Source organism: Rhizobium aethiopicum (assembly GCF_900094625.1).
In the GTDB taxonomy this organism is placed as follows: domain Bacteria; phylum Pseudomonadota; class Alphaproteobacteria; order Rhizobiales; family Rhizobiaceae; genus Rhizobium; species Rhizobium aethiopicum.
The window spans coordinates 171,451-195,237 of the sequence record NZ_FMAJ01000008.1; the positions used below are offsets into that span (position 1 = coordinate 171,451).

The 23,787-nt window shown below is 62.3% G+C and carries 20 protein-coding genes and 1 pseudogene; 8 read left to right on the plus strand and 13 right to left on the minus strand.

Features of this window, described 5'->3' with window-relative positions; all coding sequences use genetic code 11:
• Positions 1 to 16: 16 nt before the first annotated feature.
• The 4 genes and pseudogenes from GA0061105_RS18545 to GA0061105_RS18560 all read right to left on the minus strand — a co-directional run bounded on the left by GA0061105_RS18545 (position 17) and on the right by GA0061105_RS18560 (position 3,068).
• A complete protein-coding gene (locus tag GA0061105_RS18545; protein WP_092752057.1) occupies positions 17 to 940 on the minus strand; it encodes a pirin family protein in 924 nt (307 codons plus the stop codon).
• A gap of 83 nt (positions 941 to 1,023) precedes the next feature.
• Positions 1,024 to 1,790 (minus strand): annotated as a pseudogene (locus tag GA0061105_RS18550) (SDR family NAD(P)-dependent oxidoreductase).
• 88 nt (positions 1,791 to 1,878) lie between these two features.
• Entirely contained in the window at positions 1,879 to 2,130 is a 252-nt protein-coding gene (locus GA0061105_RS18555) for an exodeoxyribonuclease VII small subunit (RefSeq protein ID WP_064694045.1), read from the minus strand.
• Positions 2,131 to 2,132: 2 nt separating this feature from the next.
• A complete protein-coding gene (locus tag GA0061105_RS18560) occupies positions 2,133 to 3,068 on the minus strand; it encodes a histone deacetylase family protein (RefSeq protein ID WP_064694046.1) in 936 nt (311 codons plus the stop codon).
• Between the two features lie 247 nt (positions 3,069 to 3,315).
• Here GA0061105_RS18560 and GA0061105_RS18565 point away from each other — a divergent pair, with 247 nt between their 5' ends.
• Entirely contained in the window at positions 3,316 to 3,717 is a 402-nt protein-coding gene (locus GA0061105_RS18565; RefSeq protein ID WP_092752059.1) for an acyl-CoA thioesterase, read from the plus strand.
• 16 nt (positions 3,718 to 3,733) lie between these two features.
• On the opposite strand, the gene GA0061105_RS18570 is transcribed toward GA0061105_RS18565, so the two are convergent.
• The gene (locus GA0061105_RS18570) at positions 3,734 to 4,384 is read right to left on the minus strand and encodes a GntR family transcriptional regulator (RefSeq protein ID WP_092752061.1); all 651 of its coding nucleotides are present in this window, start codon (positions 4,382 to 4,384) and stop codon (positions 3,734 to 3,736) included.
• 160 nt (positions 4,385 to 4,544) lie between these two features.
• Here GA0061105_RS18570 and GA0061105_RS18575 point away from each other — a divergent pair, with 160 nt between their 5' ends.
• The 5 genes from GA0061105_RS18575 to GA0061105_RS18595 all read left to right on the plus strand — a co-directional run bounded on the left by GA0061105_RS18575 (position 4,545) and on the right by GA0061105_RS18595 (position 12,109).
• Positions 4,545 to 5,969, plus strand: a complete 1,425-nt coding sequence (locus GA0061105_RS18575; RefSeq protein ID WP_092752063.1) for a malonyl-CoA decarboxylase — start codon at positions 4,545 to 4,547, stop codon at positions 5,967 to 5,969.
• Complete coding sequence (locus GA0061105_RS18580; protein ID WP_092752065.1) at positions 5,966 to 7,480, plus strand: malonate--CoA ligase; 1,515 nt, start codon at positions 5,966 to 5,968, stop codon at positions 7,478 to 7,480. The genes GA0061105_RS18575 and GA0061105_RS18580 overlap by 4 nt, the downstream gene beginning before the upstream one ends.
• 94 nt (positions 7,481 to 7,574) lie before the next feature.
• Positions 7,575 to 8,921, plus strand: a complete 1,347-nt coding sequence (locus GA0061105_RS18585) for an SLC13 family permease (protein WP_064694051.1) — start codon at positions 7,575 to 7,577, stop codon at positions 8,919 to 8,921.
• A 293-nt stretch (positions 8,922 to 9,214) separates the two neighbouring features.
• The gene (locus GA0061105_RS18590; RefSeq protein ID WP_092752067.1) at positions 9,215 to 10,318 is read left to right on the plus strand and encodes a helix-turn-helix transcriptional regulator; all 1,104 of its coding nucleotides are present in this window, start codon (positions 9,215 to 9,217) and stop codon (positions 10,316 to 10,318) included.
• A gap of 654 nt (positions 10,319 to 10,972) precedes the next feature.
• Positions 10,973 to 12,109 (plus strand): acyltransferase family protein, encoded by a 1,137-nt coding sequence (locus GA0061105_RS18595; protein WP_092752261.1) that lies wholly within the window; start codon positions 10,973 to 10,975, stop codon positions 12,107 to 12,109.
• Positions 12,110 to 12,479: 370 nt separating this feature from the next.
• Here GA0061105_RS18595 and GA0061105_RS18600 read toward each other — a convergent pair whose 3' ends face one another.
• The 3 genes from GA0061105_RS18600 to GA0061105_RS18610 are packed head-to-tail and all read right to left on the minus strand — an operon-like array spanning position 12,480 to position 14,350.
• Complete coding sequence (locus tag GA0061105_RS18600) at positions 12,480 to 13,043, minus strand: biotin transporter BioY (protein WP_064694053.1); 564 nt, start codon at positions 13,041 to 13,043, stop codon at positions 12,480 to 12,482.
• A 24-nt stretch (positions 13,044 to 13,067) separates the two neighbouring features.
• Positions 13,068 to 13,676: an energy-coupling factor transporter transmembrane component T family protein gene (locus GA0061105_RS18605; protein WP_064694054.1), complete on the minus strand. Its 609-nt coding sequence runs from the start codon at positions 13,674 to 13,676 to the stop codon at positions 13,068 to 13,070.
• On the minus strand, positions 13,676 to 14,350 hold the full coding sequence (locus GA0061105_RS18610; RefSeq protein WP_064694055.1) for an energy-coupling factor ABC transporter ATP-binding protein: 675 nt from the start codon (positions 14,348 to 14,350) through the stop codon (positions 13,676 to 13,678). Before GA0061105_RS18610 ends, GA0061105_RS18605 begins: the two co-directional genes overlap by 1 nt.
• A 278-nt stretch (positions 14,351 to 14,628) precedes the next feature.
• Here GA0061105_RS18610 and GA0061105_RS18615 point away from each other — a divergent pair, with 278 nt between their 5' ends.
• Positions 14,629 to 15,819: a winged helix-turn-helix domain-containing protein gene (locus tag GA0061105_RS18615; RefSeq protein ID WP_092752069.1), complete on the plus strand. Its 1,191-nt coding sequence runs from the start codon at positions 14,629 to 14,631 to the stop codon at positions 15,817 to 15,819.
• Between the two features lie 201 nt (positions 15,820 to 16,020).
• On the opposite strand, the gene ribB is transcribed toward GA0061105_RS18615, so the two are convergent.
• The 3 genes from ribB to GA0061105_RS18630 form a co-directional block, all read right to left on the minus strand.
• Positions 16,021 to 17,124, minus strand: coding sequence for a 3,4-dihydroxy-2-butanone-4-phosphate synthase (ribB, locus tag GA0061105_RS18620; protein WP_092752070.1), 1,104 nt, complete (start codon positions 17,122 to 17,124; stop codon positions 16,021 to 16,023).
• 9 nt (positions 17,125 to 17,133) lie between these two features.
• Entirely contained in the window at positions 17,134 to 18,231 is a 1,098-nt protein-coding gene (gene aroC / locus GA0061105_RS18625; protein ID WP_064694058.1) for a chorismate synthase, read from the minus strand.
• A gap of 162 nt (positions 18,232 to 18,393) precedes the next feature.
• On the minus strand, positions 18,394 to 21,543 hold the full coding sequence (locus tag GA0061105_RS18630) for a bifunctional diguanylate cyclase/phosphodiesterase (protein WP_092752072.1): 3,150 nt from the start codon (positions 21,541 to 21,543) through the stop codon (positions 18,394 to 18,396).
• Positions 21,544 to 21,811: 268 nt separating this feature from the next.
• Here GA0061105_RS18630 and GA0061105_RS18635 point away from each other — a divergent pair, with 268 nt between their 5' ends.
• A complete protein-coding gene (locus tag GA0061105_RS18635; protein ID WP_003569889.1) occupies positions 21,812 to 22,072 on the plus strand; it encodes a DUF1344 domain-containing protein in 261 nt (86 codons plus the stop codon).
• Positions 22,073 to 22,333: 261 nt separating this feature from the next.
• Here GA0061105_RS18635 and GA0061105_RS18640 read toward each other — a convergent pair whose 3' ends face one another.
• Positions 22,334 to 22,924, minus strand: coding sequence for a histidine phosphatase family protein (locus GA0061105_RS18640; RefSeq protein ID WP_092752074.1), 591 nt, complete (start codon positions 22,922 to 22,924; stop codon positions 22,334 to 22,336).
• A gap of 20 nt (positions 22,925 to 22,944) precedes the next feature.
• On the minus strand, positions 22,945 to 23,763 hold the full coding sequence (gene fabI / locus GA0061105_RS18645; RefSeq protein ID WP_092752076.1) for an enoyl-ACP reductase FabI: 819 nt from the start codon (positions 23,761 to 23,763) through the stop codon (positions 22,945 to 22,947).
• Positions 23,764 to 23,787: the final 24 nt, after the last annotated feature.

The window sequence follows — 23,787 nt, forward strand, 5'->3', positions numbered from 1 at the left end:
CGGCGCACCGCTGCCGTCAGCTCTCCGGCAGCGGCACGAATTCCTCCTCGTCACCAGGCACGATGTCAAAGCGGCCGGTGCGCCATTCTTCTTTCGCTTTTTCGATCCGCTCCTTCGATGAGGAGACGAAATTCCACCAGATATAGCGTTTGGAATTCAACGCCGCCCCGCCGAACAGCATCAGGTGGCAGCCGTCGCCGCCGGCTTCCAGCGTGATCGGATCGCCCGGCCGGAAGACCAGCAGCTGATCGGCGGCGAAACGGTCGCCCGAAATGACGACCTCGCCCGACAGCACGTAGACGGCGCGCTCCTCATGGCCGGCGCCGAAGGGAAAGCGGACGCCCGGCTGCAGGTTGAGATCGACATAGAGCGTGTCGGAGAACGTGCCGACCGGAGATCTCATGCCTTCGAACGAGCCGATGACAACCCGCCCGCGCACGCCTGGTGTTTCGATCAGCGGCATTTCCGACTTTTCCGTATGGGCGAAGGAGGGGTCGATCTCCTCCTGGTCGTCGGGCAGTGCGAGCCAGGTCTGCAGCCCCGACATCAGCAGCGGATGGCCGCGCAGATTGTCCGGCGTGCGTTCGGAATGCACGATGCCGCGGCCGGCCGTCATCAGGTTGATGTCGCCGGGACGGATGACCTTTTCGGTGCCGAGGCTGTCGCGATGGCGGATCTCGCCGTCGAAGAGATAGGTGACCGTCGACAGGCCGATATGCGGGTGCGGCTTGACGTCGAGCGCCTCGTTGGGCTTCAGGATCGCCGGTCCCATGCGGTCGAAGAAGATGAACGGCCCGACCAGCCGCCGCTGCCTTGTCGGCAGCGCGCGTCGTACCTGAAACCCGCCGATATCGCTCGTACGCGGAATGATCAGGTTCTCGATCGCGTCGCAGGCGAAGGCATCGCCGGGCAGAGGATCTTTACCGGGAAAGAAGGACATGATTGATCTCCGCTTGCAAGGACGTCGGCCACAGGTAGCGCATGGAGCTTTGCGCGTCCAACAGATACCCATGCGGCATAGGATCAGATCGCGGTGAAGCCGTTGTCGACGAAAAGATGGGCTCCATTGACGAAGTTCGACTCGTCGCTGGCGAGATAAAGGGCGGCGCGCGCCACGTCTTCCGGTTCGCCGATCCGCCCCTGCTGGGCGGCGATGGCGGCATCGGAGACATCGACGCCGAGCGCCTGCAGGTCGGCCACCTCGCGCGACCCGTGCGGCGTGCGGATGAAGCCGGGGCAGACGGCGTTGCAGCGGATGTTGCGGTCGCGGAATTCGACGGCGATGGCGCGGGCAAACATGTGCACGGCGCCTTGGTGGTGTCGTACAGCACTTCCATCGGCGTGGCCGCAACCGCCGAGATCGACGAGGTGCAGACGATCGATCCGCCGCCGGCGGCAATCATCTTCGGCAGCACGGCCCGGGTCATCAGGAACATCGAGCGCACATTGACGGCATGCAGCCAGTCCCATTCCTGAAGCGTCGTTTCGAGGAACGGCTTGATGACGATGGTGCCGGCATGGTTGAAGAGCACGGTCACCGCGCCGAAGCGCTCCTCGACGCTCGCCACGGCAGCATTGACGGCGTCTTCCTCCGAGACATCGGCCGTCCAGCAGTCCGCCTCGCCGCCGGCATGACGGATCTGCTTGACGGTCTCGGCGGCCGCCGGGCCATTGCGGTCGATGATCGCGACGCGCGCGCCTTCGGCCGCAAACAGCTTCGAGGCAGCACCGCCCATGCCGGTCGCGCCGCCTGAGATGATGGCGACCTTGCCCTTCAATCTGTCCGTCATTGTCTGTCCCCTGATGGTGCCGGAAGGGGATCATAGATCGGCAGAAAGCCAATCGCCAAGCGTCTTCGGAAGCGTGTTTCGGTAAGCCTCAGGCGCCGTCGAGCGGCTCGACGCCCTGCGGCTTGCCGGCGCGGTCGAGCCGGATCTTCTCGATCCGGTTTTCGGCGGTCGAGAGCAGCGTCTCGCAATGTTTCTTCAGTGCTTCGCCGCGCTCATAGATCTCGATGGATTCATCAAGCGCCACGTCGCCGCGTTCCAGCCGGGCAACGATGCTTTCGAGTTCGGCGACCGCCTTTTCGAAGGAAAGGCCGGACACTTCCGGCTTGGCGCTCTCAGTCATTCTCAACCCTTCATCATTCTCAGGATATGCATGCCCGCCGATTCGGCGAGGCCTTCGAGATCATAGCCGCCTTCGAGCAGGCTGACGACCCGGTTCTTCGCGTGCCGGTCGGCAAGCTCCAGGACTCTGCCCGTCGCCCAGTCGAAATCCTCGCCCGTCAGGTTGATTTGCGCCAGCGGGTCGCGGTGATGCGCGTCGAAGCCGGCGGAGATGATGATCAGATCCGGCCGGAAATCGTCGAGCGCCGGCAGCACGCGCGATTTGAACGCCTCGCGAAAATGGTCGCTGCCGACATTCGGCGAAAGCGGCGCATTGACGATGGTATTGTGCTTGCCTTTCTCCTCCTTGGCGCCGGTGCCGGGATAGAGCGGCATCTGATGCGTCGAACAGAACAGCACCGATGGATCGTCCCAGAAGATGTCCTGGGTGCCGTTGCCGTGGTGCACGTCCCAATCGACGATGGCGACGCGCTCGGCCCCATGCCTCTTTTGCGCATGTCGGGCGGCGATCGCCGCATTGTTGAAGAAGCAGAAGCCCATCGCCGTCATCTTCTCGGCATGGTGTCCGGGCGGACGCGCGGCGACGAAGACATTGTCGGCCTTTCCGAAAAAGACGTCGTCGACCGCTGCCATCGCCCCGCCGATCCCGGTCAGCGCCGCCTGAAGGCTTTTGACGCTGGCATAGGTATCGGCTTCGAGCTGGTTGATCCGGTCCTCCTCCTCGGGGATTTCCCGTATCACCGCGGTCAGATGCTCTTCCGGATGCGCCAGCAGCACCGCATCCTCGCTCGCCTCGGGTGCCTGCCGGCGCTCCAGCCGCTCGAAATTCGGATGTTCCAGCGCGACATTAATGGCGCGGATCCTGTCCGATCGCTCCGGATGGCCGGCGGGCGTCACATGTTCCAGGAAGATCGGGTGTTCGTAAAGACGGGTGCTCATGGAGACACTCTATCGGCCGCTTCAGTCATGATCCACAGCAGATGGGGCGTTACCCGCCGATTTCAACAAGCCGGCAGTCTCAGGGGCGCGAACAGTTCTTCGCAGTGCTTGTCCATTCGCATCGTCACACCGGTGCGCTTTCGAGAACTTGCAAGCGTGGCTCTAACACTTTGAATCAAATCTGTTTCAGTCCAAGGAATTATGCAGTAATGTCTGTTTGGGGGAATGGTGTAAGGCAGTATTGTTGATGAGTGAGTCAAAGCGTCCTGGGGTGACGGAAATACGCGTGCCGTTTCGCGATGTCGATATGAACGGCAAGATGTTCCTGGCCTCCTATATTTCTTACGCTGAATCCGTCATTGCGAGCTTCTGGTCGGCGCGGCCCGACGTCGATGACGAACCACTCTATACCGCCAGCAAGATTTCCTGCATGCTTCACCGCCCGCTGCACCATGACGAACCGGTGATCTTCACAGCCGCCATCGACAAGATCGGCGTGCGCTCCATCGGCTTCCTGGTCTCGATCGACACGGGGGACGAACGCGCCGCCGAGGTCGAGATCATCTGGCAGGCCCGCAGCCGAGAGGACGAGCTGCCGGCCTCGCTGCCGGAGGAAACGCGCGACTGGCTTTATCGGTTTTTGGATTAGTTCATCCGCCGTCCGGTCATCTCGCCGCCATGCTTGCGACCAGATCGCTGAACCTCTCTCCCTGAATGCCGACATGTGTTCGCAGCAGGCGGCGGGCTTCGTCTCCGTTTCCGGCAAAGATCGCATCGACGATGGCGCAATGTTCCGAGAACGAGGTCGACAGGCGATTGCGCACGCGCAGCTGCAGGCGGCGATAGGGGCGCAGGCGTCGATGCAATTGCGCGCATTGCTCCTCAAGGAAATCGCTTCTGCTTGCCGCGTAGATGGCCTTATGAAATTCCTCATTGTCGTAATAATAGGCATCGCTGTCACCGGCGCCGGCGGATTGTTCGCAGCGGCTATGGGTGGCGGTGATCGCTTCGCGGGAGGCCTTGTCCAGGCGGCGTGCGGCAAGCGACCCGGCCAGGCCCTCGAGCTCGGCCATGACCTCGAACATCTCGTAGATCCGGTGCGGCCCGGGATCGATCACGATGGCGCCGCGGCGTGGGCGGATTTCGATCAAGCCGATGGCGTCGAGCTGCATCAGCGCCTCGCGCACCGGCGTTCGTGAGACGCCGAACCGATTGGCAAGCACGGTTTCATCCAGCCGTTCGCCCGGGGCGAACTCGTAGGAAAGTATCGCATTTTCAATCTCATCCCGAAGCCATCGGCCGACATTCTCGGACATTTGTCTCGCATCCTTCATACATAATCGTCATTCTTGTATACACGAATGTTGACGTCGTGTACGAAAGGTGACAATCTATATACTACCGGCGAAGCCCGGCGATGGGAAGTGATGTCCAGTGGCTGCATGAAGCGGCTTCTTCGGAAGAGAGGAGAATGGCATGCCCGAGGCTTCTTTCTTCACCGACATGCTGCAAAGCATCACCGATCACGGACGCCAGCTGCTGTTTTCCGGCTCCCGCAATACGCAGGCCGCCGCCAAAGCCGACCTTCAGACCCTCTGTGAAATGCTGCTGTCGAGCCGGGGTGAAGCATCCGGCATGGCGCTTGCGGCCGAGATCCTCGGCCGCTGGGGCGCGCTCGAAAGCGAGGCCGCGCAGACATTCTTCCATATGCTTCATGAGAAATTCGGGCCTGATGCGAGTAAGCTCGACCAGGCGATTGAAAATTACCGCACGGACAAAAGCTCCGCCGCGGTCATCGCGCTCCACCAGGCAGCGGAGCCGCGGCGGCAGGAGCTGCTGCGCCGATTGAATCACGCGCCGAACGGCACCGCCACGCTCGTGCAGATGCGTCAGCAGCTGCTTGCCTCCAAAGACCGATCCGACGCCTATGACGCGCTGGACGCCGACTTCACCCATCTGTTCGGCTCCTGGTTCAATCGCGGCTTCCTCACGCTGCGGCCAATCGACTGGTCGACGCCGGCAAACATTCTCGAAAAGATCATCAAATACGAGGCCGTGCATGAGATCGCCAGCTGGGAGGAGTTGCGCCGTCGCTTAGCGCCGGCCGACCGTCGATGCTTTGCCTTTTTCCATCCCCGTTTGGCCGACGAGCCGCTCGTCTTCGTCGAGGTGGCGCTCACCCGATCCGTGCCGAAAGCGATCGCCGATGTGCTTGACGAGGGCAGGGAGCAGATCTCTGCCGATGAGGCGACGACGGCCGTCTTCTATTCGATCTCCAACTGCCAGGATGGCCTGCGCGGCATCTCCTTCGGCAATTTCCTGATCAAGCAGGTCGTGGAAGATCTGCGCAAAGACCTGCCCGGCCTGAAGAATTTCGTCACGCTGTCGCCGGTCCCGGGTTTTGCCCGCTGGCTTGCCAAGGCGCGCGCCTCGACCGCCGACAGCTTCCTATCCGAAGCGGCCTTGAAAACCCTGACCTTGCTCGACGATCCGAACTGGCCGGACAAGGAGAACAGCGCGGCCGAAGTGGAGCGCGTATTGCTGCCGCTTGCGGCGCGCTACTTCCTGACCGAACGCACGTCGGAGGGACGCCCCGTCGATCCTGTCGCCCGCTTCCATCTCGGCAACGGCGCTCGGCTTGAACGCGTGAATTTTCTCGGCGACCGCTCGCCCAAGGCAATCCAGCAGGCGCACGGTCTGATGGTCAACTACCTCTACAAGCTCGATGACATCGTGGCCAACCACGAGGCGCTGGCGCAGCGCGGCGAAGTGATCGCCTCGCCCGCCGTCAAAAGCCTGCTCAGTCAGAACGACGAAGGCCGCCGGGGCGGCAATGGCCAGCAAGGTTCTCGAGCATTCGCGCAACTGATGAATTCCACGCTCGGAGGAGGGCGAAAGTGAACAACCACCTTTTTGACGCCATGCGGGTCGCAGCGCCCGGCGATGCACCGTTCATTCGGACTGGCAGCGCGCACACATGGACCTATGGCGACGCCTTCGCCCTTGCCGGCCGCATCGCCAGCGCGATGGATGCGCTCGGCATTCGCCCCGGCGACCGGGTTGCCGTCCAAGTCGAGAAGAGCGCCGAGGCTTTGATCCTCTATCTTGCCTGTCTTCGAAGCGGTGCGGTCTACCTGCCGCTCAACACCGCCTATACGCTGGCCGAGCTCGATTACTTCATCGGCGATGCGGAGCCGCGTCTGGTGGTCGTCGCCTCGGCCGCTCGTGAAGGCGTGGAGACAATCGCCAATCGCCACGGCGCGATCGTCGAAACCCTCGACGCCGACGGCAGCGGCTCGCTGCTCGATCTAGCGCGCGACGAGCCGGCCGACTTCATCGATGCCTCGCGCTCCGCCGATGATCTGGCCGCGATCCTCTACACCTCGGGAACGACCGGACGTTCGAAGGGGGCGATGCTGACACATGGAAACCTGCTCTCAAACGCCCTGACCTTGCGAGACTACTGGCGCGTCACATCAGATGATCGGCTGATCCATGCCCTGCCGATCTTCCACACGCATGGGCTGTTCGTCGCCACCAACGTCACCCTGCTTGCCGGCGCCTCGATGTTCCTGCTGTCGAAATTCGATGCCGACGAGGTCGTTTCACTAATGCCGCAGGCAACGATGCTGATGGGTGTGCCGACCTTCTACGTGCGCCTCCTGCAAAGCCAGAGCTTCGACAGGCAGGCGGCTGCCAACATCCGCCTTTTCATCTCCGGCTCGGCGCCGCTGCTGGCGGAAACGCATAACGAGTTCCAGGCCCGGACCGGCCATGCGATTCTGGAGCGCTACGGCATGACGGAAACGAATATGAACACGTCGAACCCTTATGACGGGAAACGCATTGCCGGAACGGTCGGCTTCCCGCTGCCTGATGTGACGGTGCGCGTGACCGATCCCGCCACCGGACAGGTGCTGCCGCCGGAACAAACCGGCATGATCGAGATCAAGGGGCCGAACGTCTTCAAGGGCTATTGGCGCATGCCGGAGAAGACCGCGGCCGAATTCACCGCCGACGGTTTCTTCATCAGCGGCGATCTCGGCAAGATCGACCGGGACGGTTATGTCCACATCGTCGGCCGCGGCAAGGATCTGGTGATCTCGGGCGGATACAACATCTATCCGAAAGAGGTCGAAAGCGAGATCGACCGGATCGAGGGCGTGGTCGAGAGCGCTGTGATCGGCGTGCCGCACCCCGACTTCGGAGAAGGCGTAACGGCCGTCGTCGTGTGCAAGCCCGGCGCCGTCCTGGATGAAAAGACCATCGTCAGCGCCCTCCAGGACCGTCTCGCGCGCTACAAGCAACCCAAGCGCATCATCTTCGCCGAGGACTTGCCGCGCAACACGATGGGCAAGGTTCAGAAGAATATCCTGCGGCAGCAATACGCCGATCTTTATACCAGGAGGTAAGGCCCCCGCCCTCTGGGAGGAGGGCGCGCCGGTATCCCGGATCAATCTTGAACACAACAGCTACGGCGCTGGAGGCGCCGGAGGGAGGGGAATCATGGGTATTGAAATACTGGCCATAGGCCTGCTGGTCGCCATGTTCATCATTGCGACGATCCAGCCGATCAACATGGGAGCACTGGCCTTCGCCGGCGCCTTCCTGCTCGGCTCCCTGGTCATTGGCATGAAGACCAACGATATATTTGCGGGTTTTCCGAGCGATCTGTTCCTGACGCTTGTCGCCGTCACCTACCTCTTCGCCATAGCGCAGATCAACGGCACGATCGACTGGCTGGTCGAATGTGCCGTCCGCCTGGTGCGCGGACGGATCGGCTTGATCCCCTGGGTGATGTTTCTCGTGGCCGCCGTCATCACCGGTTTCGGTGCTCTCGGCCCCGCCGCGGTCGCCATTCTCGCCCCCGTCGCTTTGAGTTTCGCCGTGCAGTACCGCATTCACCCGGTGATGATGGGCCTGATGGTGATCCACGGTGCGCAGGCGGGCGGTTTTTCCCCGATCAGCATCTATGGCGGCATCACCAACCAGATCGTTGCGAAGGCCGGCCTGCCGTTCGCTCCGACGTCGCTATTTCTCTCCAGCTTCTTCTTCAACCTGGCGATCGCGGTGCTGGTCTTCTTCATTTTCGGCGGCGCGAAGGTCGTAAGGCAGGACGCCGCGTCGCTGGGCCCTTTGCCCGAACTGCATCCCGAAGGCGTGTCGGCGTCGATCCGGGGCCACGGCGGCACGCCGGCAAAACCGATCCGGGACCATGCCTACGGCACGGCGGCCGATACCGCGACGACCTTGCGCCTGAACAATGAGAGAATTACCACCCTGATCGGCCTGACGGCGCTCGGTATCGGCGCCCTGGTTTTCAAGTTCAATGTCGGCCTCGTCGCCATGACTGTGGCCGTCGCCCTGGCGCTCTTGTCTCCGAAAACCCAGAAGGCGGCGATCGATAAGGTCAGCTGGTCGACCGTGCTGCTGATCGCCGGCATCATCACCTATGTCGGCGTCATGGAGAAGGCCGGTACGGTCGACTACGTCGCAAACGGCATCTCCAGTCTCGGCATGCCGCTGCTGGTGGCGCTCCTGCTCTGCTTTACCGGCGCCATCGTCTCGGCCTTTGCGTCCTCGACCGCGCTGCTCGGCGCCATCATCCCGCTCGCCGTTCCGTTCCTGCTGCAAGGCCATGTCAGCGCCGTCGGCGTGGTCGCGGCGATCGCCATCTCGACGACGATCGTCGACACCAGCCCATTCTCCACCAACGGTGCGCTGGTCGTTGCCAATGCGCCGGATGACACGCGAGAACAGGTGCTGCGGCAGTTGCTGATCTACAGCGCGCTGATCGCCATCATCGGCCCGATCGTGGCCTGGCTGGTGTTCGTCGTGCCGGGGCTGGTCTGACGACGGCCGCCAGACCCGCCGCAGGCCATCGCCTGCGGCGGCCAAGGCGTGGGCGAGAGCAGGTTGCACGCCGGCTCCCGAGGGGTCGAGCGGCAATTTGACGGTTGCCGAAGATGAGGCACGCTGAAGTTGAAGTATTGACTGGCGCATGGACTGGTGAACGCTGATATCGCCCATGCAGTTCGCGGTGATCGCAAGTCTTGGGACGTTGATGCGCGAATCCCGTTGCATTTGTGGACTTGACGCTATTCATTGTCCGAAGACGTTTCATCTCCTAATGTTGAAATTCGATCATGGTTGAATCGGCCGACGTCGCATCGCATTTGACGGACTTGATTTACGGAAGCCTCTTCGGAGAGTGTAGCTGGCAGGATTTCCTTGATCGGCTTGCCCAAACCTCGCCCGGCGGCAAGGCCGCACTCCACTACCACGATCTGACCTCGTCCATTGCCCATGTACCCTTCATGTCGGGTTTCTCTCAATCCGAGATCGATCAGTTCAGCAGCCACTTTGCCTCGGTCAATCCCTGGATTCCTAGACTGGGCCTCGTTCCCGTCGGCCAGGGCTTGTGTGGCGACGAGATCTTTCCGCGCGAGCAGCTCACCAAATCGGAGTTTTACAATGACTGGCTGAAGCGGCAGGCCGGGTGCGAGACGAGCGTTGGCGTTTCCATCATCCGCGAGGAAAGCCGCACCTTCATCTTGTCGACGTCGACATCGTCGGCGGACGCCGATCTGAACAAGGAGGCGGCCAAGCTTTACACGCAGCTCGCGCCGCATCTGAAGAGGGCCTTCGACTTCATCCGCAAGCGCGATCTGTTCGCCCGGCATCAGCATGAAACGCAGACGCTGCTCGACAGCATCGGCGTCGCATTGATCTACGTCTCTGAGGAGGGGAAAGCCCGCCGCTGGAATAAAAGCGCAGAGGCCTTGATGGCGGCCGGCCTGCCTGTGCAGATCGCCGCGGACGGCAAATTCCGGCTCCAATGCGAGAAGTCGATGGCGGTTCTCGAATTCCTGACATCCAGAAATGGGGTGCAGACAACACCGCACACCGCGATCGTCAAGGGCAGCAGCCAGGACAATTATCGCATCACCCTCGTCCGGCTTCGTTCCGATGCATTCACGGAGTTCGTGGAGGGGCCGACCGTGGCGGTGATCGTCGAGCCGACCGTGGCCAGCCCGCTCTATGAGCGGCGAGATTTGCTGATGCAGCTTTATAAACTGACAGCAACGGAAATCCGCATCGCCTCGAGCATTGCATCGGGCCAATCCGCAAGGGAAGTGGCCATAGCCGACGACATCAGCTACGAGACCGTCAGAACGCACCTCAGAAACATCTATGCCAAGCTCGGGATCAATTCGCGGGTCGGGCTTGTGTCGCTGCTGATGCGCTGAATGGAATCAGCCGGCTGGAACAGGCGGGACCCCGTTATTGTGCGCGTTCGCCTCTGAGATGTGGCTGATCTCGACGTTCAATCTTCCGAGTTGACGTAGCCGACGTTGTCATAAAAATTTCATATAGCGCCTATTGCCAGATGCGGGAAAGTAATCCACTATTTCTATCAGGAAACAAGATTTCCTGAAGCAAACGAAAGGAAACTGATTGGATTTATTTCTTCTGACGATCATACTCGTGGCAGGCTACCTGGCATTTGCCCTGACCGCGGGAAGAGCAGGAACAACCGCTCAGACCACCGCAAACACCCGGCGCAGCTCAGGCGATGGCGGAGTTGAGTTCGAGGCCTCCGATGGCGGAGGATGCGACGGCGGTGGAGGTGGCGGGGACGGTGGAGGAGGAGACTAGTTTAAAACGGAAATCGATGGAATGCCCGACCGCCTCCAGGCGGTTTTTTGTTGTCCAGAATTCCGCTCCTTTCCAAGCCGGCAAACAGGCCGAAATGTCAGGCGCGCGCGGCGATCGCAGAACTGATCTGACGCGCGAATAGACGAATCGATCCGACACGCAATCCAATTTCTGGTCGCCGCAGGAAACTCGCGCCCTATCTCAGTCGAGTCGGCGCTGGGGCAAAGGTGTTGGAGACGATCAATATGGTAAAATCTGAGGCTGGAAGCCCGTATATTTATGGGATCGACGCGCTACGATTTGTATGCGCGTTGATGGTGACCGTATTTCATCTTGGATTTGCTTCCTGGGCTTCGCCCTTATATCTCAGACCCTATACAATGCCCGAGATCGAGAACATCGCCCAGCCCGGATGGGTCGGCGTCGAATTGTTCTTCGTCATATCCGGCTTCGTCATCGTCAACTCCGCCGCTTCCGCCAGCGCCATGTCCTTTCTCAAGGGGCGAATTCTGCGGCTCTATCCAGCGGTATGGATCTGCGCGTCGCTGACGCTGATCGTCATCGCGACGCAAGACGTCAACAGGCGCGTTCTCAAGAATTACCTGCGCTCGATCACGCTCTATCCCGGCGGCCCATGGATAGACGGCCAATATTGGACCCTGGCATGCGAAATCTGTTTCTACGCGATCGTTTTCATCATGTGCGCGACCGGGCAAAAGACGAGGATGCCCGCCCTGGCGCTCGGCCTGTCGTTGGCGAGCACCGCGTTCATTGCGCTGCTCTATGCCTTTCCCGATGCAGCCATCCCGGCCATATTCACCGAGACCGCCTGGCGGGCCATTCCCTTCTATTACGGCTGCCAATTCGCCATCGGCATCTACATATGGCTGCTGTCTCAAGGTCGGATGAACCAGCTTTCATGGCTGGGTTTCCTCTGCGCCCTGGCGACGGGGGCTGTTCAGATCTATATGGCGGGCGAGAACACCAGCGACCGCACGCTCGCCGCAGCGGGTCATGCCTTCTCGTCGTTTCCCGCGATCGCAATCTGGGTGGCGGGGCTCGCGTCGATCATCGCAAGCGTCGGCTACAGCAAGCGGATCAGTCGCCTGCCGGGCTCCTTCCTTCAATCGGTCAAGACCCTCGGCGCGATGACCTACCCGCTCTATCTCCTGCACTTCGCGATTGGCGTCCAGCTTCTCGACTGGCTGACAGCTCTGGGAATGGCGCCGCTGTCGGCGCTGGCTTCCGCCGTCGCGATCGTCTGCGCAATGTCGCTTGCCGTCTGCAAGTGGGGAGAGCCGCCGATCCGCCGGGCCCTGCGAGGGTTTCTCGACCGGCTTGGTGAACGGACCGGTTTTCAGGCAAAGCAGTCTCGCGTTTAGGTGCAGTTGAGGAGAGGGAGTAGGCTGGAGGCACAGTGACGGCCGATTTCCCCGTCTCGCTTCTTGCCTTGAAGTTTACCCCACTCTCCGTCCTGCTCGGGCTTGACCCGAGCATCCATCTGGCCTCTCGCAGCACGGGGAATGGATTCCAGGCTCAAGGCCTGGAATGACGGAGGTTGAGGAGAGTGATCGGCAGGGGACGCCATGATACTCTATTCCGCTCAGGCTCTTGCCGCTGCGCTCACTCTACCTTGCTCCTGTACAGGGGCTGACGCGCGCATCCACGTGACTTCCTTCAACGCACAATGGCCGCCTTCGCGCGGAAGGCGGCCATCGTCGGTATGCTCGGCAAGTATCGGCCGTTACGCGCTCAAGCGCGCGCCGGCAGCAAGGGATAACCGGCCATGACGGCGCGGCCGAGGAGGGCGGCGACGACAGCCTTGATCACGTCCCCCGGGATGAAGGCCATCGAGCCAACGAAGGCTTTCGTGAAGCCCAGGCCTGCGGCGGTCGCGAGATAGGCGATGCCGAAGGCGTAGAGCACGACGATCCCGCCAATCATGGCGGCGAGGAAAAAGCTCACCGTCTGCACCAGGCCGGATTGGCCGTGGTTGACGAGGCGCTCGCTGAGATAGCCGGTGACGAACGCGCCAAAGATCCAGCCGATCAGGAAGCCGGCCGTCGGTGACGCGAAGATCGCGAGACCGCCGCGGCCGCCCGAAAGCACCGGCAGGCCGATCGCGACGAGCGCCAGCACGATCAGCACGGCGATCGCGCCGCGCCGGGCGCCGAGCACGACGCCGGCCATCATGACGCCGAGCGACTGGGCGGTGATCGGTACCGGAATGAAGCCGAGCGATATCGGCGGTAGCAGGCCGAGCGCCACGATGATCGCGGCAAAGAGGGCGGTAAGGACGAGGTCGCGGGTGCTCATCATGAACTCCGTATTAAAAAATCGTTAACTCCCATGCCGCCGAATCCGGCGCGCGTCAATCGCCGCGGCGACATTATCCGCATCCCTGAGCGTCAGAATGATTAGCGGCGCAAGCAGGCTCGTCGGCCGGACCTTCAGGCCGCGTGCCCGGTGCGCCTCGCGGATCGCCTGGTAACGGTTGATGATGTCAGGCACGAAGCGCAGCACCAGCCCGAGAGCGAGACCGACATCGTCGGCCTGAACCCGGCCGGTGCGTTCGAGCGGGCGGGCCAGCGCCGTCACCTCGTCGATGAATTCGGTAATGGTCGTCGTCGCCGTCACGCTGGCGGCGAGAAGCATCAGCGCCGTCAGCCGCAGCACGGGCACCAGCGCCGCCTGCCAGGGGCTGAAGATGAGGTTGAAGAGGGCGACGACCGCAATCGTCAGGAAGATCGGCCGCAGCCTTCGCAACGCCTCGCCGATCGGCAGGCCGACCGTGCCGTAGAGGACCGCCGTCAGCAGTACGGCGCCCGAGAGCAAAAGCAGATTGTGGCTGATGAACAGCAGGATGGCGAAGGCCGTCAGTGACAGAAGCTTTGCCCGCGGCGAAAGCCGATGCATCCGGCTGTTGCCTTCGACGTAGAGCGATTGCATCAGGCGGCGATCTCCCTGTAGCGGGCGATGGCTTCGGTCGCCGGTGCGTCGGCGGCGAGCCGCCCTTCATGGAACAGCAGCACCCGTTCGAAGCCGGCGATCAGATCGAGGTCATGCGTGATGACGATGGCGCTTTCCGGCAGTCCGGCGATAATCCTCTCGACCAGCGCCCGGTTCTTCAGATCGAGCTGATTGGTCGGCTCGTCGAGGATGAGAATGCCGGGGCCGGTCGCCAGCACCGAGCAGAGCGCGGCCACCTGTAATTCGCCGCCGGAAAGCTCGTGCGCGCGGCGATCGGCCAGCGCTTCGGCGCCGAAGCGGGCCAGCACGCCCTCGACCCTTGCCTCGATCTCCGCCTTGCTGAAACCGCGCCGCTTCAGCCCGAAAGCTATGTCGTCCTTGACGATCGGCAGGATGATCTGGTTCTGCGGCGACTGGAAGATGAAGCCGACATCGGCGACAACAGCCTTCTCGTCGGCCGTGTCGCGGCCATTGACCATGACGCGGCCGATGGTCGGCTTGGTCAGCCCATTGATCAGCCGCGCAAAGGTTGTCTTGCCCGAACCGTTCAGCCCGATGACGCCGATGCGTTTGCCGCTGATGCCGAGCGTCAGCGGCTCCAGCGCCACCCGCGCCCCGAAACTGACACCGGCACTTTCGAATTGTATGTCCAAATCAACTCCCTTGCATTCCCACCGGAGGATATTGCCGACACCGGCCCCTCATCCGGCTGCCGCCACCTTCTCCCCGTCTTGACGGGTGGAAGGGACATGCCGCGAGCTCTCAGTTCCCATATGCCTATCGTATGGCACGACCCTCTCTCCGCGAGCGGGGAGAGGGCTAGGGTGAGGGGCAGCCGCTGGCGCCAACCTGATAGCAGTGCTTCTACAAAGACCAAATCTCGCTGTCGATATCGGGTGGCTAGGAAGATTTTCCGGATTATGATGCCGCCATGACGAATCTGCTTTCCAATTCCGACGCCCGCCGCGTCTTCCTTGCCAAGCAGGGCCTCAGCGCCCCACCGAACCGCGCCTTGACCAGGGCCGGCCTGCTGCAGCTCATCCAGGATCTCGGCTTCGTCCAGGTGGACAGCATCCAGACGGTGGAGCGGGCGCATCATCAGATCCTGTTTTCCCGCAACCAGACCTATCGGCGCGAGCATCTGAAGGCGCTGCTGGAGAAGGAACGCGCGCTGTTCGAGCACTGGACGCACGATGCCTCGATACTGCCGAGCGCCTTCTTCGTCTATTGGAAACACAAGTTCCGCCACCAGGAGAAGGTCTTGATCGAGCGCTGGCGAAAGTGGCGCGGCGAGGGTTTTGAGGCTGCCTTCGAGGAGACCTATGAGCGGGTGCGGCGCGATGGCGCGATGTTGGCGCGCGACGTCAAGGCCGATGGCCACGTTTCCGGCGGCTGGTGGAACTGGCATCCCAACAAGACGGCGCTCGAATATTTCTGGCACACCGGCAAGCTCGCCATCGCCGGCCGCTCGAATTTCCAGAAGATCTATGATCTCACCGAACGCGTCATCCCCGCCGAATTTCGCGAGCCGGAGGTGAGCCGCGAAGACTTCATCGACTGGGCCTGCCGCAGCGCGCTTGCCCGGCTTGGTTTTGCCACCCACGGCGAGATCGCAGCCTTCTGGAACCTGGTCTCCCCCGACGAGGCCAAGGCCTGGGTATCCGCCCATCGCGACGAGCTGGCCGAAGTGCTGGTCGAACCGGCGCTGGACGGCAAGCCGCGGCCGTCCTGGGCGTTTGCCGATTTCCTCTCGACGCTCGACAGCCATCCCAGTGCTCCGCCCCGCATCCGCGTCCTCAGCCCCTTCGACCCGATGATCCGCGACCGCAACCGCACCGAACGCTTGTTTGGCTTCTTCTACCGCATCGAGGTCTTCGTGCCCGAGCCGAAGCGCGAATATGGCTATTACGTCTTCCCGCTGCTCGAAGGCGACCGGCTGATCGGCCGTATCGACATGAAGGCGGACCGGAAGAAATCGACGCTCGATGTCAGGCGGATGTGGCTGGAACCGGGCGTGAAGGCTTCGGCCGGGCGCTTGGAGCGGCTGCATGCGGAGTTGGACCGGGTGGCGCGGTTTGCCGGGGTGGAGAAGGTCGTGCTTTTGGAGGGGTGGAGGGGGTAATCCCTTCGCCGCAGACGCGGATGTTGCCCCTCACCCTAACCCTCTCCCCGTAAAAACGGGGCGAGGGGACGTGCCATACGCGAGGTCGGCGGGCACCGAGAGGTCGCGGCTTGTCCCTTCTCCCCGCAGGCGGGGAGAAGGTGCCGGCAGGCGGATGAGGGGCGGCCAAGACGGCATCTTTCCAGAAGAGGGAAAATCGCCTCAGCAGATCTCCGTCTTGCTGATCTTGATGCCGAAACCTTCGAGGCCGACATAGTGGCGCTCACGGCTGGTGAGCAGCTTGATCGAGCTGACCCCGAGGTCCTTGAGGATTTGGGCGCCGAGGCCGATTTCCAGCCATTCGCTGTCGCGCGTCTGCGCTTCGGCATGGGCTTCGCGGCCCTGGTTGCGGGCCTTGCGGCCATTGTCGTAATGGCCGACGCCGACGGAGCCCTCGCGCAGATAGACGATGACGCCGCGGCCTTCCTCGGCAATCTTCTGCATGTAGAAATCGACCGGGCTGTTCTTGCCGAAGAGATCCTCGGCGACATTTTCCGGATGCAGGCGCACAGGAATGTCGACGCCGTCGCGGATGTCGCCGAAGACGACGGCGAGATGCTGCATCGGATCCCAGGGCAGGGCATAGGTATGGGCCCTGGCCTTCCCGAACGGCGTTTCGATATCGAAGCTCGCGCCATGTTCGATCAGCGTCTCCTTGCGCTGGCGATAGGCGATGAGATCGGCGACGGAGACGAGCTTCAGCCCGTGCTTTTCGGCGAATTCGACCACCTGCGGACCGCGGGTGACGGTGCCGTCGTCATTGACCAGTTCGGAGATGACGCCGATCGGCGGCAGGCCGGCGAGCCGGCAGAGGTCGACGGCCGCTTCCGTATGACCCGAGCGCATCAGCACGCCGCCTTCGCGTGAAACCAGCGGGAAGATATGACCGGGACGGACGAAATCGGCGGCCCCGACATTCGGATTGGCGAGGTTGCGCACCGTCAGCGTCCGGTCGTCGGCCGAAATGCCCGTCGTCGTGCCGTGCTTGAAGTCGACCGAGACGGTGAAGGCCGTCGTATGGGCGGAATCGTTCTCGGCCACCATGGCGTTAAGGTTGAGGCGCTTGGCTTCTTCCTTCGGCATAGGCGCGCAGACGATGCCAGAGGTGTGGCGCACGATGAAGGCCATCTTTTCCGGTGTGGTGTGCACGGCGGCAACGATCAGGTCGCCCTCGTTCTCGCGGTCATTGTCGTCCATGACGACGACGATTTCGCCGGCCTCGAAGGCCCTGATGGCGTCGACGACGCGCTTCTGGTCGTAAGACATGGGACGCTCCTATTTCAGACGGCCGGTCTGGCCGCGGTCGCGAAGATAATGATCGGCAATGGCGCAGGCGACCATCGCCTCGCCGATCGGCACGGCGCGGATGCCGACGCAGGGGTCGTGCCGGCCCTTGGTACGCACGTCGACATTCTTGCCATCGGCATCGATCGACTGGCGTTCGGTCAGGATCGAGGAGGTTGGCTTGACGGCGAAACGCGCGACGATCGGCTGTCCGGTCGAGATCCCGCCCAGAATACCGCCGGCATTGTTGGAAAGGAAGATCGGCGTGCCGTCATTGCCCATGCGCATCTCGTCGGCATTGTCTTCGCCTGAGGTTTCGGCGGCGGCAAAACCATTGCCGATCTCGACGCCCTTGACGGCGTTGATCGACATCAGCAGCGAGGCGATGTCCTGGTCGAGCTTGGAATAGATCGGCGCGCCGAGGCCGGCCGGCACGCCTTCGGCGATCACCTCGATAACAGCACCGATCGACGAGCCGGCCTTGCGGATGCCGTCGAGATATTCCTCCCAGACCGGCACGATCGCCGCATCCGGCGAGAAGAAAGGGTTCTGCCCGACCTGGTCCCAGTCCCAGTGGCTGCGGTCGATCTTGTGCTTGCCGATCTGCACCAGTGCGCCGCGCACCGTAACACCCGGCACGACGAGGCGGGCGATGCCGCCGGCCGCAACCCGGGCTGCGGTCTCGCGCGCCGAGGAGCGGCCGCCGCCGCGATAGTCGCGAATGCCGTATTTGAGGTCATAGGTATAGTCGGCATGGCCGGGACGGTATTGCCGGGCGATCTCGCCATAATCCTTCGAGCGCTGGTCGGTGTTTTCGATCAGCATGGAGATCGGTGTGCCGGTGGTCGTCATCGTCTCGCCGTCGGCATCGAGCATGACGCCGGACAGCACCTTCACCAGATCGTCCTCGCGCCGCTGTGTCACGAAGCGGGATTGTCCAGGTTTGCGCTTGTCGAGCCAGACCTGCAGCTCGGCAAGCGTAAAGCGCAGGCCCGGAGGGCAGCCGTCGACGACGCAGCCGAGCGCCGGACCATGGCTTTCGCCCCAGGTGGTTACGCGGAAGAGGTGACCGAATGTATTGTGCGACATGTGTTCCCACGGAGGCGCCAGGGCCGGTCGCCGCCCGGCCGCGCCATTGCTTGAAAAGGCGCGACACTCATAGGCCAAAAAACCGCCGAGGCAAAAGCCTTTCTTTGCGTCAAACCGCCAGCTGCCGAAATCCTGTTTCCGACTTTTACAACGGGATGGCCGTCACGAAGCGAGCCGCCATCCGGTTCCGGCAGCCTCAGCGGCGAAATCGTCGAAGGAGAGCGCCGGCGAGAAGGCGTAGCCCTGCAGCATGTCGCAGCCGAGATCGCGCAACAAAGCGGCATGCGCCGCCGTCTCCACACCTTCGGCCACCGTCTCGACGCCAAGCGAGCGGGCGATGTCGATAATAGAGCGAACCAGCGCCCGCTCCTGCGAAGCGCCGACGATCGGCTGCACCAGCTGGCGGTCGATCTTCAGCCGCTTCGGCTTCAGCTTCAGCAGACTGACGATCGAGGTATGGCCGGTGCCGAAATCGTCGATCTCGATATCGATGCCGAGTGCCTTGATGCGTTCGAGATTGTACGAGACGACGTCTTCGCTCTCGTCGAGGAAGATCGATTCCACCAGTTCGAAGGAGATCTCCCCGGGACGAATATCGAGGTCGGCGAGCGATTCCAGGAGGCTGCCGTCATGCAGCCGCCGGGCCGAAACATTGACCGAGACCTTGGGGACGGTGATGCCCAGGGCTTTCAAGCGCATCTTGTCGCGCAGCGCCGTTTCCAGCACGATCCGGTCGAGCGTCTGAACGACATTGATCTCGTCGGCGATGCGCAGGAACTTGTCGGGCGCGAGCCACCCCTTGGAAGGATGCTTCCAGCGCACCAGCGCCTCCACGCCGGTCAGTTCCATCGTCCGTGCCGAGAATTGCGGCTGATACCAGGCGGTGAATTCGCCGTTGTCGATGCCGGCGAGGATTTCGTCGGCCGTGCGCTTGGTGTTGATGATATCGGCCTGAAGATCATGGCTGAAGAATTCGTAGCGATTGCGGCCCGTGCTCTTTGCGCGGTAGAGCGCGATGTCGGCATTGATCAGAACCTTGCGCGCATCGACATGGATGCCGTTGGCGAGCGCCACGCCGATCGACACGCCGCAGCGGCAGGAAAAGCCTTGGAAATCGATCGGCTGGCGCATCTCCTCGATGATCCGCCTCGAAAGCTCCGCCATCTCGCTGTCGCCGACGTCAAGCGCTAGGATGACGAATTCGTCGCCGCCGATGCGCGCCACGAGATCGCTGCCGCGGACATTCCTGGCGAGCACTTTCGAGGCATGCACCAGCATCGCATCGCCGGCGGCATGACCGAGCGTGTCGTTGATCTCCTTGAAGCGGTCAAGGTCGATGTGAAGGATTGCGAATCTCTGCCGCTGCCGGCGCCCGACACGGCTCAGGTTTTCGAGGGCGATGTCGAGCTTACGGCGGTTGGCGAGCGCGGTCAGCGGATCGTGCAGCGAATTGTGCTCGATCCTGCCCTTGGCAAGTTCGAGCTCGATATTCTTGGCGACAGCCTCGTCCTTGGCCGCCTTCAGCCGGATCGTCATCAGCATGTCTTCGGTGGCATCGAAGGCGATGCCCATGATCTTCATATCGCCGGCGGCCGTCTGGTAGACCTTGCCGACCGAGCGCAGATAGCGCACCGAGCCGTCACTGGCGAGCACACGGCAAACGAGGGTGTGCGTATCGCCGCTTCGTTTGAAGTGGCGCGCGCTTTCGAGCGCCAGCCCGCGATCCTCGGGGTGGATGCAGGAAAGCCATGTTTCCTCGGGCATGAAGGCGTGTCGCGGGGCAAGCCCGTAGAGTTCGTGCATCCGCTCGTTCCAGATCGAGCCGCCCCGATCGGGCCGCGCCTCCCATATCCCGCACTGATAGGAATTGAGCGCAAGGTCGAGCCGGCTCGAAAGTTCGGCGAGCTGGCCCTCGCGGCTCGAAAGCTCTTCAAGCGCCAGCTCGAGCTCGGCATTCTTGACCTCGCTGACATCCCTGGCCTTGCGCAGCGCGTCGGTGGCTTCCGCGTCGGCGGTCACGTCCCAGACGATGCCGATCGTCTTGGCGGCGCCGCCGGCATCCCGGTAGAGGGCGCCGACCGAGCGCAGATGCCGCGTGCCGCCGTCGGCAAGCATGACACGGTACTGCGCCGTGCAGGCGACACCCGCAATGCTGCAGCTGAAGAAATGCACCTCGGCGATCTCGCGGTCCGGCGGCACGATCGCCGCCAGCCATTCGTCGAGCGGACGGCTTCCTTCCTCCGCCGGCTTGCCGTGCAGGGCAGCGGCGCATGCGTCCCAAAGCAGGCTGCTCGAATGATCCTGCAGCTCCCAGATGCCGATATTGGAGGATTCGTGCGCCAGGTTCAGCCGCTGCGACAGTTCCATCAGCTTCGTTTCGCGCATCTCCAGCTCGGCAATGTTGCGGTTGCGTTCGCCGAGCAGCAGCGTGGCGAGGAAGATCGGGACGATGATGATGCAGCCGGCGGCAACGACGATCAGCCGCAGCTCCGTGCGGTTTTCCGGTATCGCATTCCAGCCGCCTTCGGGGATGGCGGCAAGCTCCCATTTGCCGCCTGCAAAGCTGATCTCGCGGCGGATCGGATCCTTGTCGTCGATACCGGCCGGACCGAAGAACGGCGCCGAAGGACCGGCCCTGCCGGCCGTTGCGCCGATATCGCGCACCGTGATCCAGAGATGGTCGAGATTGGGATAGCGCTCCTGGTTTTCGCGGTCGCGCGCCGGCATCAGCCCGGTCGCCTCGTAAAAGATCTTCCGGTCGATGGCGACCTCCACGGCGCCCCAGAGGCGCCGCTGGCCGTGCTCCTTGACGAAAACTGGAAAGAAGATGGCGAAGGCGGCCCGGCCGTCAGCGCTGATCGGGCCGTAGAAGCGCGCCGTCAGGTAACTGGCCGCGCCGGTCGTCCCCTGGCGCGAGAAGAGGCCTTCGCGCACATCGCGGCCGATCCGTCCGCCGCCCGGGGGCTGCGGATAGGTGTCGCTGACGATGAAATCTGGCGCCAGGGCGATATGGATGAAAGCCGGGTTTTGGATCAGCAGCCACCTGATCTGGCGCTCCGTCTCCTCCCGGCTTGCGGCGTTGCTGACGGAAGTCAGGTTCGCCAGATCGCGGACCATGGTGAGACTCATGTTGATCTCGGCCTTCACCCTGGCGCGCAGCAGGTTCGTTTCGTTTTCGGTGCGGATATGAAGTTCGCGCATATGCGCGGCAGTATTGGCCCGATCGAGCGCGACGCCGACCATGATGACAACAAGGGCGACAAACGAAGAAACCAGAAAGGAGACGCGGGTATTCTTCAAAACGCGCCGCAACTACTTGCTGTCGCCGAGCTTGGATGGCAAAATCAGACCCCCATATTCGCGGCAACTTTAGGAGGCAGGCGTTAATTTACGATTGCCTGTTCTCGATGCTGGAAGATCCGGGTCGGGGAGGGGCATGGTTAACGCGGCGTCTTGATTGTATTTAAAATCCTATTCATCAATTGGGCGGGAAAAGCCATTCTTACGGGCAATTTTCGCCATATTCAGGAGCTTATCTGTGGCCAGTGTTCTCGTGCAGCGTTTCAAGAGGATTGTTGCCATGCGTTTCGTCGTCGCCACGCTTTTGGCCACAGCAAGTTTCCTGTCGCCGATGAGCGGTTTTGCCGAGAGCGCCGATGTCGAGGCAACGATCAAGAAGGTCGACACGGCCAATCTCGTGCTGACGCTCGACGACGGCAAGACCTATCAGGCACCCGAGGAATTCAATTTCGACGGCCTCGAAGCCGGCGTGAAGGTCATCGTCTTCTATACCGAGGTCGACGGCAAACGCGTTATCAACGATCTCGACATCGTCAAGTAGGCGGCGATTAGCTGCCCCTCACCCTAAGCCCGACCGGGGTCGAGCCACTCGTCTCGACCCGTCCTTCGGACCCCCGTAAAAACGGGGCGAGGGGACGTGCCCCACGAGAGCTTTGCGGGGAACGGAGAGTTCGCGGCTTGTCCCTTCTACCCGCAGGCGGGGAGAAGGTGGCGGCAGCCGGATGAGGGGCAGGTCTCCGCAATCTCCCTCCGCCAGATCGTTCGCATTCCCAATCCGATTTAACTGAGCGGCGGATGATGCCTATAGCCAAACGATCGCCCGCTCGCTCGTATCGATCCTGACGATCCGGTCCTGTGGAATGCCGCCTTCCGCGGCGCTGCTTTTCGGCAGCTCTGCAATCGCCTGGAACAGCGTGCGGATGACGCCGCCATGGGTGACGCAGACGGTTGGACGATCGACGGAGCGCAGCCATGCGCCGGTGCGCCAGGAGAGGATTTCGTAGCTTTCGGCATCGTCGCCAGGCGGGATGAAGTCCCATTTCGAGGCATTGCGCTCGGCCACCCGCTCGGCCTGTGTCGCCCTCAGTTCCTTGAGCGTCGAGCCCTCCCAGTCGCCGAAGGAAATCTCCACCAGCCTCGGATCGGTGCGATAGGCAAGCGGCGGCAGGCCCATGGCGGCGCGCATGATTTCCATCGTTGCGCGCGTGCGCCCGAGCGGGCTCGCGACGAAATCGAATTCGCCGACCGTCTCGCCGAGAATCTCGGCCAGCGCGATGCCGTTCTGCCGGGCCTGTTCCAGGCCCGTGGCATTCATCGGGACGTCTTTTTGGCCCTGCAGGCGGCGCTCGGCATTCCAGTCGGTCTGACCGTGTCTGATCACGTAGATGAGCACGGTCTCGGCTCCGGAGCTGATTAGTCCTTGACGACCGAAATGTCAGGGGCGTCGACCGCCTTCATGCCGATGACATGATAGCCGCTATCGGCATGGTGCACTTCGCCGGTGACCGAACGCGACAGGTCAGACAGGAGATAGAGGCCGACATCGCCGACTTCCTCGATGGTAACAGTGCGGCGCAGCGGGGCGTTATATTCGTTCCACTTCAGAATATAGCGGAAATCGCCGATGCCGGAGGCGGCGAGCGTCTTGATCGGTCCAGCCGAAACGGCGTTGACGCGGATGTTCTGCGGCCCGAGGTCGACGGCGAGATATTTGACGCTCGCTTCGAGGGCGGCCTTGGCGACGCCCATGACGTTATAGTTCGGCATCACCTTCTCGGCGCCGTAATAGGTCAGCGTCAGCATCGAGCCGCCTTCCGTCATCAGCTTCTCGGCGCGGCGTGCAACCGAGGTGAAGGAATAGACGGAGATCTGCATCGTCTTGTTGAAATTGTCGGGCGAGGTATCGATATAGCGGCCCGTCAGTTCGTCCTTGTCGGAGAAGCCGATCGCATGCACGAGGAAATCGATCTTGCCCCAGAGCTTTTTGACATTTTCGAAGACCGCGTCGATGGTGGCTTCGTCGGCGACGTCGCAGTGGCCGACGAGCGTCGCGTCGATTTCAGCGGCGAGCGGCTCGACGCGCTTCTTCAGCGCATCGCCCTGATAGGTGAGCGCAACTTCTCCGCCCTGCGCATGAATGGCCTTGGCAATACCCCACGCAATCGAACGATTGTTGGCGACACCCATGATGACGCCGCGTTTGCCTGCCATGAGGCCGGATGCTTGAGCCATATTTTGCTCCCTAGGATTCTGATC